General features: G+C 58.7%; 10 protein-coding genes and 2 pseudogenes. 11 read left to right on the forward strand and 1 reads right to left on the reverse strand.

The annotated features are described in order from the left end of the window. The first annotated feature begins 9 nt into the window (after nt 1-9). Nucleotides 10-651 (forward strand): queuosine precursor transporter, encoded by a 642-nt coding sequence (locus C8029_RS07375; protein ID WP_009570090.1) that lies wholly within the window; start codon nt 10-12, stop codon nt 649-651. Nucleotides 652-907: 256 nt separating this feature from the next. Here the strand turns inward: C8029_RS07375 and C8029_RS07380 are convergent, their stop codons facing one another. Next, nucleotides 908-1,825: a LysR family transcriptional regulator gene (locus C8029_RS07380; RefSeq protein ID WP_009570089.1), complete on the reverse strand. Its 918-nt coding sequence runs from the start codon at nt 1,823-1,825 to the stop codon at nt 908-910. Nucleotides 1,826-1,986: 161 nt separating this feature from the next. On the opposite strand from C8029_RS07380, the pseudogene chvE reads away from it, so the two are divergent. From chvE to C8029_RS07430, 10 genes and pseudogenes are all read left to right on the forward strand, one after another. Next, nucleotides 1,987-3,038 (forward strand): annotated as a pseudogene (gene chvE / locus C8029_RS07385) (multiple monosaccharide ABC transporter substrate-binding protein). A 127-nt stretch (nt 3,039-3,165) separates the two neighbouring features. Further along, nucleotides 3,166-4,682 (forward strand): annotated as a pseudogene (mmsA, locus tag C8029_RS07390) (multiple monosaccharide ABC transporter ATP-binding protein). 12 nt (nt 4,683-4,694) lie between these two features. Next, on the forward strand, nt 4,695-5,906 hold the full coding sequence (gene mmsB / locus C8029_RS07395) for a multiple monosaccharide ABC transporter permease (RefSeq protein ID WP_009570086.1): 1,212 nt from the start codon (nt 4,695-4,697) through the stop codon (nt 5,904-5,906). Between the two features lie 24 nt (nt 5,907-5,930). Then, on the forward strand, nt 5,931-7,676 hold the full coding sequence (araD, locus tag C8029_RS07400; RefSeq protein WP_152002617.1) for an L-arabinonate dehydratase: 1,746 nt from the start codon (nt 5,931-5,933) through the stop codon (nt 7,674-7,676). Beyond that, a complete protein-coding gene (locus C8029_RS07405) occupies nt 7,676-8,605 on the forward strand; it encodes a Gfo/Idh/MocA family protein (protein ID WP_152002618.1) in 930 nt (309 codons plus the stop codon). Before araD ends, C8029_RS07405 begins: the two co-directional genes overlap by 1 nt. Before the next feature lie 18 nt (nt 8,606-8,623). After that, the gene (locus C8029_RS07410; protein ID WP_152002619.1) at nt 8,624-9,541 is read left to right on the forward strand and encodes a dihydrodipicolinate synthase family protein; all 918 of its coding nucleotides are present in this window, start codon (nt 8,624-8,626) and stop codon (nt 9,539-9,541) included. A gap of 16 nt (nt 9,542-9,557) precedes the next feature. Continuing rightward, a complete protein-coding gene (locus C8029_RS07415; protein ID WP_152002620.1) occupies nt 9,558-11,075 on the forward strand; it encodes an aldehyde dehydrogenase (NADP(+)) in 1,518 nt (505 codons plus the stop codon). Beyond that, a complete protein-coding gene (locus C8029_RS07420; protein ID WP_152002621.1) occupies nt 11,072-11,995 on the forward strand; it encodes a 2-dehydro-3-deoxygalactonokinase in 924 nt (307 codons plus the stop codon). Before C8029_RS07415 ends, C8029_RS07420 begins: the two co-directional genes overlap by 4 nt. 9 nt (nt 11,996-12,004) lie before the next feature. Next, complete coding sequence (locus C8029_RS07425) at nt 12,005-12,613, forward strand: 2-dehydro-3-deoxy-6-phosphogalactonate aldolase (RefSeq protein ID WP_152002622.1); 609 nt, start codon at nt 12,005-12,007, stop codon at nt 12,611-12,613. Beyond that, nucleotides 12,610-13,458, forward strand: coding sequence for an SMP-30/gluconolactonase/LRE family protein (locus C8029_RS07430; RefSeq protein ID WP_152002623.1), 849 nt, complete (start codon nt 12,610-12,612; stop codon nt 13,456-13,458). The genes C8029_RS07425 and C8029_RS07430 overlap by 4 nt, the downstream gene beginning before the upstream one ends. The last annotated feature ends 3 nt before the right edge of the window (nt 13,459-13,461 follow it).

Genomic DNA, 13,461 nt, shown 5'->3' on the forward strand with positions numbered 1-13,461 from the left:
GGATCTAACATGAAACGCATCCTTCCTGGCATTCTGGCCATGGCCGCCATTGTTGTGGCCTCCAATATCCTCGTTCAATTCCTCATCGCTGATGGGCTTCTGACCTGGGGCGCCTTCACTTACCCGTTCGCCTTTCTCGTCACCGACGTGATCAATCGCGTCTATGGCGTGCAATCTGCGCGCAAGGTGATTTTTGCGGGCTTCGCCACCGGCATCCTGTGTTCGCTCATCGGGACGCAAATCATGTTGCAAGGCGACGGCTATACCTATGCCGCTGTCGCGCTGCGTGTGGCTGTGGGCTCCGCCACCGCTTTTCTTGTCGCTCAGCTTGTCGATGTCTTTATTTTCAATAAGTTGCGGGATGGAGTCTGGTGGAAAGCGCCGTTTGCCTCGTCCTTCATCGGATCGGCTTTGGACACCACGATCTTTTTCACCCTCGCCTTTTCGCAGTCCATTGTTTTTTTTGGTGAAACTGCGGACATGGAAATTTCCTGGGCGTGGGACTCTGTGCCGTTCTTGTTGGTCGGACCTGCCGTTCCGCTCTGGGTGTCGCTCGCAGTGGCCGATTGGGGTGTAAAACTTGCACTCGCCTTAATCGCTCTTGTGCCTTTCCGCCTCATTGTTAGGCGGATGACGGCACCTTTAGTATAATTTTACTTGCCATATACCAAATCTGTGCCACCATCCAACTATCGGCAATTCATCGAAAGGAGGTGGTCCAGTGTCTAGAGTGATAGTGGAGAATGAGGTCAAGACAGTCGGGGGGGCCGCGACCTAGAGGCAGTCCTTTGGGTTAAACACCCCTGATTGGGCCTTTCCTAACTGGCCCATCTCCGAAGATCTCGAAGGGCTGTCTGATCTGGGCAGCCCTTTTCCTTTGGCCGCTTTTCCACCAAAGTCCGCGCATTCAGATGCGTAACAACACCTCGTCGTAGAAATCCTTGGCGGCCTGCGGCAGCTCCTTGAAGCGGTTGCGGATGATGTAATAGGGCGAAACGGTGATCTTTTCCGCAAGGTCAATGGTGGTCAGATGCCCGCCCAATATGGGACCGCTGAGCAAGCTCGCGACCTCTTTGGACTGCGGTGCAATCACGTCCAAACTGTCCAGCATGGCCAACACGATCAATAAAGACGAACTGTTGATAATGCGTGGTGGCGTGGGTTCGCCCGCACTGTGAAACGCTTCTTCTACCGCAAGACGGATGGGAGAACCGCGTTCCTGAATGACCCAATCATAGTCGTACAAATCCTCAAGTCGCACATTGGCGCGGCCCGCCAAAGGGTGGCTGTCGCGGATGATCAGTCGGACAATTTCCTCCTGTGCCGGGTGCACCAGAAAATCCCGGCTGTCTTGCGTCGCAGGGATTCGGGCAAAGATGAAATCGAATCGACCCTCATCCAAGCCGCGCACCAGATCGACGGAGGGGCCGACCTCGATGGTCACGTCGATATGCGGTGATCGCGCGCGCACTGCCTCCAGTGCAGGCATCAGGGTCGAGACCGCAGGCCCGGTGACCGAGCCGATCCGAACCTCCCCCGCCTGTCCGTTTTTGAGTCGCTGGACATCTTTGTCCAAGCCATCAAGTTCCGAGAGGATCACGCGGGCGTGGCGGACAAAGGCCATGCCAAGCGGCGTGACCTCCATGCCTTTTGGTCCCCGCTTAAACAGCGGTGCACCCACGTTTTTCTCCATATCCGCCAAGATACGGGAGGCGGCGGGTTGCGACATCGCCATAGAAGACGCGGCCTTTTGCAACTGCCCCACTTCGGCGATTTTGAGGATCAATCCAAGGTGGGTTGCTTTGGTTTGTCGCAGGTGGGCCATGGGAATACGCCTTACATAACTTAAATGATATGCAAAACACGCATAATAGAATTTTACAGTTATGTGAACCCTGCCTAGGGTCCGTCCCAGGGGATCAACCCTGAAAAGGGACGTGGGAGACGGCCGGGGAGGCCGTGTGGAGCGTCCGATTGGGAGGAACTATGAAACTCAAAACCATTCTTGCCGCAGCCACTGCGGCAATCGCATTGTCGGCGGCAGCTATGCAGACGGGCTTGTGGGCATCGCCATGCCGACCAAATCCTCGGCGCGTTGGATCGCGGACGGGGACAATATGGTCAAGGAACTTGAAGCGGCAGGCTACACCGCCGACCTTCAATACGCCGAAGACGACATTCCGAACCAATTGGCGCAGATCGAAAACATGATCACCAAAGGTGTGGACGTGTTGGTGATTGCGGCAATTGACGGCACCACCTTGTCGAACGCCTTGGAAAATGCGGCGGCGGCTGGCGTGAAAGTCATCGCCTATGACCGTTTGATCCGCGACTCGGGCGATCTTGATTACTATGCCACCTTCGACAACTTCAAGGTCGGCGTGCAACAAGCAACCTCCATCGTTGAGGGCCTGAAGGCGCGGTTTGGCGACGGGCCGTATAATGTCGAGCTCTTCGGCGGCTCGCCGGACGACAACAACGCCTATTTCTTTTACAATGGCGCGATGTCGATCCTACAGCCTTTGATTGACGATGGCACGGTCGTCGTACAGTCCGGCCAAATGGGTATGGACAAAGTCGGCACCCTGCGCTGGGACGGCGCTGTCGCGCAGGCCCGGATGGATAACATCCTGTCCGCCAATTACACCGACAAAGAGGTCCATGGCGTGTTGTCGCCCTATGACGGCCTTTCCATTGGCATCCTGTCCTCGCTCAAAGGCGTGGGGTACGGCTCCGGCGATTTGAAAATGCCGATCGTGTCCGGTCAGGACGCAGAAGTGCCATCGGTGAAATCCATCCTGGCAGGTGAGCAATATTCGACCGTGTTCAAAGACACACGCGAGCTTGCAAAAGTGACCGTGGGCATGGTGAACGCGGTGCTGGGCGGCTCAGAGCCGGAAATCAACGACACCACCACCTACGACAACGGCGTCAAAGTCATCCCCTCCTACCTGTTGGAGCCCGTCGCAGTTGACGCCAGCAATTGGGAAGAGGTGCTGATCGGCTCCGGGTATTACAGCATGGATCAGATCAAGTAACCTCCACTTGATTTGAGATCGGCGTCGTCCGGGTCCTTTCCGGGGTCGGGCGACGCGTTTCCTTTGTCCCACCGGGGTGGGCGCGGACAAAGGTGGGACGGAGCGCTCGGCGCTCAAAGGGGACATCATGACCACACTTCTCGAAATGCGAGACATCACCAAAGAGTTCCCCGGCGTGAAAGCGCTTGATCAGGTGAACCTTGCGGTAAAAGGCGGCGAAATTCACGCCATTTGCGGCGAAAACGGCGCCGGTAAATCAACCTTGATGAAGGTTCTGTCCGGCGTCTATCCGGCAGGCAGCTATGACGGAGAGATTCATTTTGAGGGCGCTTGGCGCAGTTTCAGGGCATCCGAGACAGCGAAGATCGCGGCATCATCATCATTCACCAAGAGTTGGCTTTGGTGCCGCAACTGTCGATTTCTGAGAATATTTTCCTCGGCAATGAGACGGCCAAAGCTGGTGTGATCAATTGGCATGAGGCCAACCAGCGCACCAGCGCGCTTTTGAAAAAAGTCGGCCTTAAAGAAAGCCCGACCACGCTGATCGACAGCCTTGGTGTCGGCAAACAGCAACTTGTCGAGATCGCCAAGGCGCTCTCCAAGGATGTGAAACTTTTGATCCTCGACGAGCCGACAGCGGCGCTGCAAGAGGGCGACTCGCGCAAACTTTTGGACCTGATGTTGGAGCTTAAGGCACAGGGCGTCACCTGCATCATCATCTCGCACAAGCTGGGCGAGGTCCGTTATGTCGCCGACACGGTGACCGTGATACGCGATGGTCGGTCGGTCTCAACATTGGACGCCAAGGCGGGCCTGTCCGAAGATCAGATCGTGCGCGACATGGTGGGGCGCGACATGTCCGACCGCTATCCGGCACGCACCCGCCGGGCGGGCGAAATGTTGATGGAGGTTGAGGACTGGAACGTCTGGCACCCCGAACATTCTGAGCGTCAGGTGATCAAAGACATCGCGTTCAATGTCCGCGCCGGCGAAGTCGTCGGCATCGCCGGGCTGATGGGGTCGGGGCGGACCGAATTGGCAATGTCGATTTTTGGCCGTTCCTATGGGCGGGGCATCACCGGCACGGTCAAATTGCATGGCAAAGAGGCCGACGTCTCTCGCGTCGATCGCGCGATCAAGGCGGGCTTGGCCTATGTCACCGAGGACCGCAAAAGCCTTGGGTTGATCCTGGACGAAACCATTCGGTTCAACACCACTTTGGCCAATCTGGAAGGCGTGTCCAAAGGCGGAGTTTTGAACGCCAATGCAGAGACCAAAGTGGCCGAAGACTACCGCGAGGCGCTGCGCACCCGTACGCCTTCGGTGTTTCAAAAGGTCGGCAACCTGTCTGGCGGCAATCAGCAAAAGGTGGTTTTGGCCAAATGGCTGAACACCTCGCCCGAGGTTTTGATCCTCGATGAACCGACCCGCGGCATCGACGTGGGGGCGAAATATGAAATCTACGCGATCATCAACGAGCTTTCGGCACAGGGCAAAGGGGTCGTGATGATCTCGTCCGAAATGCCGGAACTCTTAGGCATGAGTGATCGCATTTACGTCATGAACGAAGGGGCTTTTGTCGGCGAACTTTCCGCCGATGAGGCCAACCAGGAGCGCATCATGTCGCTCATCGTCAACGAATAAGGGACCGTGGAAATGGACACTCAAACCAAAGGGATCAAGGCACATTTGGCCGCCCATATGCGCGATTTCGGTCTGTTGTTTGCACTGATTGCCATCATGGTGTTTTTTCAAATCGTCACTGGCGGCACGTTGATGCGCCCGGTGAACATCACCAATCTGTTTTTGCAAAACAGCTATGTGATCATCATGGCGCTGGGGATGCTCATCGTCATTGTCGCAGGTCATATCGACCTGTCCGTCGGCTCAGTGATGGGATTTGTCGGCGCTTTGGCCGCCGTGTTGATCGTTCACTACAATATGCCTGTGGCGGTCACTGTGCCGATCTGTTTGATCGCGGGGGCTGCAATTGGCGGTGCGCAGGGCTATTTCGTGGCCTATTGGCGCATCCCGTCCTTCATCGTGACCCTGGCGGGCATGTTGGTGTTTCGTGGGTTGTCTCTATGGCTGCTTGAAGGCCAATCGGTTGGCCCCTTCCCCAAGAGCTTTCAAATCATCTCAACCGGCTTCGTGCCGGAGCTTTTCCCGGCAAGCTGGGGCGAAGGTCTGGCGATGCTTTTTGACGCGCGCAAATTCAATGTGCTCTCCTTCGCGCTCGGCCTTGCCGCCGCAGCCGCTGTCATCCGCATGGGTTTGCAGGCGCGCAAACGCGATATGGACTATGGCATTGAGAGCGAACCTGCAGGGCTGTTCTGGACCCGCACATTGATCGTCAGCGCGGCGATCGTGTTCTTGATGTTCAAACTCTCGACCTTCCGCGGCCTGCCCAATGTGGTGGTGACCATGGGCGTGTTGATCATGATCTACGCTTTCGTCACCGAACGCACCGTCATTGGTCGCCGCATCTATGCGTTGGGCGGCAATGAAAAAGCCGCGAAACTATCGGGCATCAAAACCGAACGCCTGACCTTTTTGGCCTTTGTGAACATGGGGGTTTTGGCCGCTTTGGCCGGGTTGGTCTTTGCCGCGCGGTTGAACACGGCGACGCCCAAGGCAGGGTTTTCACTCGAACTCGATGTCATCGCGGCGGTGTTCATTGGCGGCGCGTCGATGTCGGGTGGTTCGGGCAAAATCATCGGGGCCGTGGTCGGCGCCTTTATCATGGGCGTGATGAACAACGGCATGTCGATCATGGGCATCGGCATTGATTACCAACAGGTGATCAAAGGCTTGGTGCTGCTCGCGGCCGTGTTCTTCGACGTTTACAACAAAAACAAACAAGGCTGAGGCCTGACGGAAAGGAGCCATCCCATGGCATTTACTCCTGCAAAATGGCCGCGCAGACTCAGAAGCCAAGAGTGGTACGGCGGCAATTCCCGCGACACGATTTACCATCGCGGCTGGATGAAAAACCAAGGCTACCCGCATGACCTGTTCGATGGGCGCCCGATCATCGGCATCCTCAACACATGGTCCGAGCTGTCGCCTTGCAACGGCATCCACATGAAGGAACTGGCCGAGAAGGTGAAGGCAGGCATTTGGGAGGCCGGAGGTTTCCCGGTCGAAGTCCCCGTGTTCTCCGCTTCCGAGAATACCTTTCGCCCGACCGCAATGATGTTTCGCAATCTGGCCGCTTTGGCGGTGGAGGAAACCATTCGCGGACAACCGATGGACGGCTGTGTGCTTTTGGTCGGCTGTGACAAGACCACACCGTCGTTGATGATGGCTGCGGCCTCTGTCGATTTACCCGCCATCGTGGTCACGGGCGGGCCGATGCTCAATGGTTATTACCGCAACGAACGGGTCGGGTCGGGCACACATCTTTGGAAATTCTCCGAGGCGGTAAAAGCGGGCGAGATGACACAGGACGAGTTCTTGGAAGCCGAGGCCTCGATGTCGCGCTCCACCGGCACCTGTAACACCATGGGCACGGCATCCACCATGGCGTCAATGGCCGAAGCCTTGGGCATGGCTTTGTCGGGCAACGCCGCGATCCCTGCGGTGGACAGCCGCCGCCGCGTTATGGCGCAGCTCTCCGGGCGGCGCATCGTTCAGATGGTCAAAGACGATTTGAAACCTTCCGACGTGATGACCAAAGAGGCGTTTGAAAACGCCATCCGTACCAATGCCGCAATCGGCGGATCGACCAACGCAGTGATCCATTTGTTGGCGATGGCGGGCCGTGCAGGCATTGATCTGACGCTTGAGGATTGGGATCGGTGTGGCCGGGATGTGCCGACGATTGTGAACCTGATGCCCTCGGGCAAATACCTGATGGAAGAGTTCTTTTATGCTGGTGGTCTGCCTGTGGTGCTCAAACGTTTGGGCGAGGGCGGATTGCTCCATAAAGACGCGATCACCGTGTCCGGTCAGTCGATGTGGGACGAGGTCAAAGACGTCGTGAACCACAATGAGGACGTGATCCTGCCGACCGATAAGGCGCTCACGCAATCGGGTGGCATCGTCGTGGTCAAAGGCAATTTGGCCCCGAAAGGCGCGGTCCTCAAACCCTCCGCCGCCACTCCCGCTTTGTTGCAACACAAAGGCCGCGCGGTCGTATTCGAAGACATCGACGACTATAAAGCCAAGATCGAAGACCCCGATCTCGACATTGACGAGACCTGTATCATGGTGATGAAAAACTGTGGTCCCAAAGGCTATCCGGGCATGGCCGAGGTTGGCAACATGGGCCTACCGCCGAAGATCCTGAGAAAGGGCATCACGGATATGGTGCGCATCTCTGACGCACGGATGTCGGGCACGGCCTATGGCACCGTCGTGTTGCACACCTCACCCGAAGCTGCCGCTGGTGGCCCGCTCGCCGTGGTACAAAATGGCGATATGATCGAGTTGGACGTGGCCAATCGCCGGTTGCATTTGGACATTTCGGATGCGGAGTTGGCCGAACGGCTCGCAAACTGGTCACCCCAGCATGAGCGAGCCGACAGTGGCTATGCCTGGTTGCACCAACACCACGTTGAGGGTGCGGACACCGGTGCCGATCTGGACTTCCTCAAGGGCTGTCGCGGTTCCGCTGTTGGAAAGGATTCGCATTGATGAAACTAGCACTTGTAGGGATCGGAAAGATCGCGGTGGACCAACATGTCCCCTCTATTGCGGCCTCGGATCAATGGGAACTGGCGGCCACGTTATCCCGTCATGGCACCCTTGACGGCATAGACAGCTACACCGATTTTGACACGCTCCTGAACACGCACCCGGACATCGCCATGGTGTCCCTGTGCCTGCCTCCCGTGCCACGGTTTGAATACGCCGCCAAAGCACTCAAGGCCGGTCGTCATGTGATGTTGGAAAAGCCCCCCGGCGCGACCTTGGCCGAATGCCATGCCTTGACCAAACTGGCACAAGACAACGGCCTTTCGCTCTATGCCACATGGCACTCGCGTGAGGCCGATAAGGTGGCTGTGGCCAAAGCATGGCTGGCGGACAAAACGCTTTTAAGCCTGAAAGTAACATGGAAAGAAGACGTGCGCCGTTGGCACCCGAACCAAGATTGGATTTGGGAGCCGGGCGGCATGGGCGTGTTTGATCCGGGCATCAATGCGCTGTCCATCGTGACCGAAATCTTGCCCGTGGACATCCACCTGCGTGACGCCACACTGATGGTGCCCGAAAACCGTCAAACCCCGATTGCCGCCAATCTGGCGTTTTATCATCCCCGGGGTGCCGAGGTCAGTGCCACGTTTGATTGGCGCCAAGAGGGGGATCAAATATGGACCATCGAGGCGGTGACTGATCAGGGCACCCTGACACTTTTGGATGGCGGCGCGCGGATCATGGTTGATGGCCGCGAGGATGCGCTTGTCGACAACAATCCGCTCTCCGGCGAATACCCGCGCCTTTACGCCAATATGGCCGCTTTGATCGCGTGTGGCGGCATCGACATGGACCTGCGTCCGATGGTGCATGTCTCGGACGCGCTGGCCCTTGGTCGCCGGGTTGCCGTTGACCCTTTTCACGACTGACACGAAAGATTTCCCGCTATGAAACACCACTTAACCGGCATCCTTCCCGTTGCCCCCACGCCGTTTTTTGCCGATGGTCAAGTCGACTCTGAGGGCATGAAACGCGTGTTGGATTGTATGATCGACCAAGGCGTCGATGCGATCTGTATCCTGGCCAATTACTCCGAACAATTCCTGTTGTCCGACGAGGAGCGTGCGCTTTTGACCCGTGTGAGTTTGGAACATGTCGCGGGCCGCGTTCCGGTGATCGTGACCATTTCGCATTTCGCCAATGAGATTGTTGTCGCGCGTGCGCGCGAAGCGCAGGCCATGGGCGCCGCGATGTTGATGATGATGCCGCCCTATCATGGCGTCGGTCTTGTCCCGCCCGAACACGCCATTTTTGGCCAATTCAAAGCCGTCTCCGACGCGGTGAATATCCCGATCATGGTGCAAGACGCGCCCTTGTCTGGCGTGACATTGTCTGTGCCATTCTTGGTTCGAATGGCACAAGAGATCGAAAACGTGTCTTATTTCAAGATGGAAACCCCCTTTGCCGCCGATAAACTCGCCGCTCTCATCGAGGCCGGTGGCGATCACATCGTTGGTCCGTTTGATGGCGAAGAGGCCGTCACGCTTTTGGCCGATTTGGATGCAGGTTGTACCGGGACGATGACCTCCGCGCTTCAGCCGGAAAAAATCCGCCCCATCCTGATCGACTACCGCGCCGGCAACATCGACGCAGCTTTGGAACAATGGCGTCTGTGCCTGCCGTTGATCAACCACGAGAACCGCCAATGTGGCCTCCGCGCTGCGAAAACCGTAATGATGGAGGGCGGCGTGATCGAAAGCGATTATGTCCGCGCCCCGTTGCAACCGATGAGCGCACGCACCAAAGATCGGCTGTTGCAGCTGTCGCGTGACCTTGACGTTATCGCCCTGAAATGGGGCAAATAAGATAGGACATCCTCCCATGACCTTCACACCACACGGCAAACACCTGATCGCGGGCGACTGGGTTGCGAGCGAAGACACGTTCGCCTCCGCCCCGGCTCACGGTCCGTCGCATCTTTTTTCACATGGCACACCTGATGTGGTGGACCGTGCTGTGCAGGCCGCCGAAGAGGCGTTTTGGTCCTTTGGCTACAGCTCCCGCGAAGAGCGCGCAGCGTTTTTAAACACCATCGCCGACGAGATCGAAGCCCGCGCCGAGGCGATCACCGAGATCGGATCGCAAGAATCCGGCCTGCCCGAAGGTCGCCTTCAGGGCGAACGTGGCCGCACCACTGGCCAGTTGCGTTTGTTTGCAACGCATATCCTCAAGGCCGAGTATTTGGACCGTCGTCATGACGTAGCCCTGCCGGATCGTCAGCCGCTTCCACGCCCCGACATTCGAATGATGCAGCGCCCGATCGGCCCTGTGGCTGTGTTTGGCGCGTCGAATTTCCCGCTGGCCTTTTCGACCGCAGGCGGTGACACCGCCTCGGCGCTGGCGGCAGGCTGTCCGGTTGTGGTCAAGGGCCACGACGCCCATCCCGGCACCGGCGAAATCATCGCCGAGGCGATCCATGCCGCGATCCAAACATGCGGTGTGCATCCCGGTGTGTTCTCGCTGGTGCAAGGCGGTTCGCGCGATGTCGGGGTGGCGCTTGTGCAGCATCCCCTTGTCCGCGCCGTGGGCTTTACCGGCTCCTTGGGTGGCGGCCGGGCCTTGTTTGATCTCTGCGCCCAACGTCCAGAACCGATCCCGTTCTTTGGCGAATTGGGCTCGGTCAATCCGATGTTCCTTTTGCCCGCTGCGATGTCCGCACGCGCGGCAGATATTGGCACAGGCTGGGCCGGATCGCTGACCATGGGTGCCGGGCAGTTTTGCACCAATCCGGGGATTTCCGTCGTCATCGACGGCCCTGACGCCGACACATACATGAACGCCGCGGTCAAAGCCCTGTCTGCCACCGGCGCGCAAGTCATGCTCACCGATGGCATCGCCACAGCCTACCGCGCTGGCCGTGACAAAATCGCCGCCACAAGCGGTGTCCAAGAAGTGTTGACCTCAACCTGCGACCTGCGCAACGCCACCCCCTATCTCTTTGCCACAACCGGAGCCGAATGGCTGACCAATGAGGCTTTGGGCGAAGAGGTGTTTGGGCCGCTCGGGTTGATTGTTCGGGTGACGGATGTGGAGGAAATGCGTGCGGTGGCCAAATCGCTACAGGGTCAGTTGACCTGCACGCTGCACATGGATGCGGATGACGCCGACTTGGCACAGAGCCTCCTGCCGATCCTCGAACGCAAAGCCGGGCGCATCCTTGCCAATGGCTTTCCAACCGGGGTCGAAGTCTGTGACGCGATGGTGCATGGCGGGCCTTATCCGGCTTCGACCAATTTTGGCGCAACCTCTGTCGGCACCCTGGCGATCCGCCGCTTCCTACGTCCAGTCAGCTACCAAAACATCCCAGAGGCCGTCTTGCCGGGAGATTTGATCGGGTGAGGCCATTTGCAGACTGGATTGCCGTCGATTGGGGCACCTCGAACCTGAGGCTTTGGGCGATAGACGCCCAAGGTCAGGTGAGGATCGAGCGGAGTTCGGATCAAGGCATGGGGCGGTTGACGCCGGACCAGTTTGAGCCGGTACTCTTGGGCCTTTGCGACGGGCTGCTTGACCCTGCGCGTGTGACCCCTGTGCTGATCTGTGGCATGGCGGGGGCGCGGCAAGGCTGGGCCGAGGCGCAGTATGTGTCGGTCCCGGTCACCTTGAGCGCGCTCGGGGCCGGGGGCGTCACCCCTTTGGTCACATCGCCCTTGATCACTGTGCGTATCCTTCCCGGCCTGTCCCAAGCCACCCCTGCGGATGTGATGCGTGGCGAAGAGACCCAAATCGCCGGGTTCGCGGCCCTTCATCCCGAATTTGACGGCACCCTCTGCCTGCCCGGCACCCATAGCAAATGGGTGTCATTGGCGCAGGGAACTGTGAGCCGCTTTCGCACGGTGATGACGGGAGAGATGTTTGCGCTGTTGTCCGAACACTCCGTGTTGCGGCACAGTGTTGGCCGCGACATTGCCGGGGATACGCTCGATGAAGCCGCGTTTATTCACGGCGTGCGCCACGCTTTGGACGCAGGGGGGACTGCCTTTGCCACGCTGTTTGCTCTGCGCGCCGAGAGCCTTGTGAATGCCACGCCCCCCACGACGCTGCGCGCACGGCTGTCCGGGCTTTTGATTGGCATCGAACTGGCCGCGACACGCGATTTTTGGAGCGGGCAAAAGGTGGCTTTGATTGGCGCTGGTGCTTTGACCACGCTTTACGCGCGCGCGCTGTCCGAACTCGGTCCCTCGCCGCACATTGAGGACGGGCGCGATCTCGCCCTGCGCGGATTGCGCGCCGCCTACCCGCATATATATGAGCTTTAAGGACACCCCATGACACGCAACATCATCGCCATTTTGCGCGGCATCACCCCCGAAGACGCTGTGCCCATCGCCGAAGCTCTGATCGCTGAGGGCATCACCAAAATCGAAGTGCCGCTCAATTCGCCGAACCCGTTTGCCTCGATTGCCGATATGGTCAAGGTCTGCGGCGCACGGGCGGTGATCGGCGCGGGGACCGTGCTTGAGACCGCGCAAGTGGCGCAGCTCAAAACCATCGGCGCGCAGCTTGTGGTCTCGCCCAACATGGACCCCGAGGTGATCCAAGCGACGAAAGCCGCCGGGATGTTGTCCTATCCCGGCGTGATGACCCCATCCGAATGCTTTGCGGCACTCCAAGCCGGAGCGGATGGATTGAAACTTTTCCCGGGCGCGCTTTTGGGGCCTGAGGGATTGAAAGCGATCCGCGCCGTCTTGCCCGCGGGCACCGAAGTGCTTTGCGTCGGCGGGGCCGGTCCAGATAATTTTGCCGCATGGGCAGCGGCCCGTGTCGATGGCTTTGGCATCGGGTCCGCGATTTACAAACCGGGCGACAGTGTCGATGCGGTCCGTGGTAAGGCGCGCATCATTGTCGCCGCCTATGACGCGGTGTTCAGGCCATGAGCACGCAGGTTTTTGATCCCCGCCCTTGTGTTTTGGGCGAAGGGCCACTGTGGCACCCGCTGCGCCAAGAGCTTTTTTGGTTCGACATCATCGCATGCCGCCTGTTGTCACGTCAGGGCGAGACCACGCGGATGTGGCAGTTTGACGAGCATCATTCGGCGGCGGGTTTGGTCGATCACGATACGCTTTTGTTGGCCTCCGAGACGGGTCTTTGGCGGTTTGATATTGAAACCGGACGGCGCGATTTGGTTGCGCCTTTGGAGGCGGATCGTTCCGAAATGCGATCGAACGATGGCCGCGCCGATCGGCAGGGCGGGTTTTGGATTGGCACTATGGGCAAGCGCGCCGAGCCCGGTCTGGGGGCGATTTATCGCTATTACAAAGGCGAGACTGTGCGGTTGTTTGACGGGCTGACCATCCCCAATGCCATCTGTTTCGCTCCCGATGGGCGCATCGCCTATTTCGCCTGTACCAAGACCGGACAGATCAACCGTCAGGCGCTCGATGCCTCAGGCTGGCCCATAGGCGCATCTGAGGTGTTTCTTGACCTGCGCGCCGCGGGATTGAACCCCGATGGCGCGGTGGTGGATGCCGCGGGCGGGATTTGGAATGCGCAATGGGGCGCGGGCCGCGTGGCGCGGTATTTACCGGATGGCTCGTTTGATCGCGCCATATCGGTTGGTGGGGTGCATAGCTCCTGTCCGGCCTTTGGCGGCGCGGATTTGACCACGCTGTTTGTGACCACCGCGCGCGAAGACATCCCGACGCCGGATGCGGCGCAAGGGGTGGTTTACGCCTGTGACGCGGGTGTGAAAGGCCTACGGGAGCCGCAAATTCTTCTGTAAGGG

Source organism: Roseobacter sp. TSBP12 (assembly GCF_009129705.1).
GTDB classification, from domain to species: Bacteria; Pseudomonadota; Alphaproteobacteria; order Rhodobacterales; family Rhodobacteraceae; genus Celeribacter; species Celeribacter baekdonensis_A.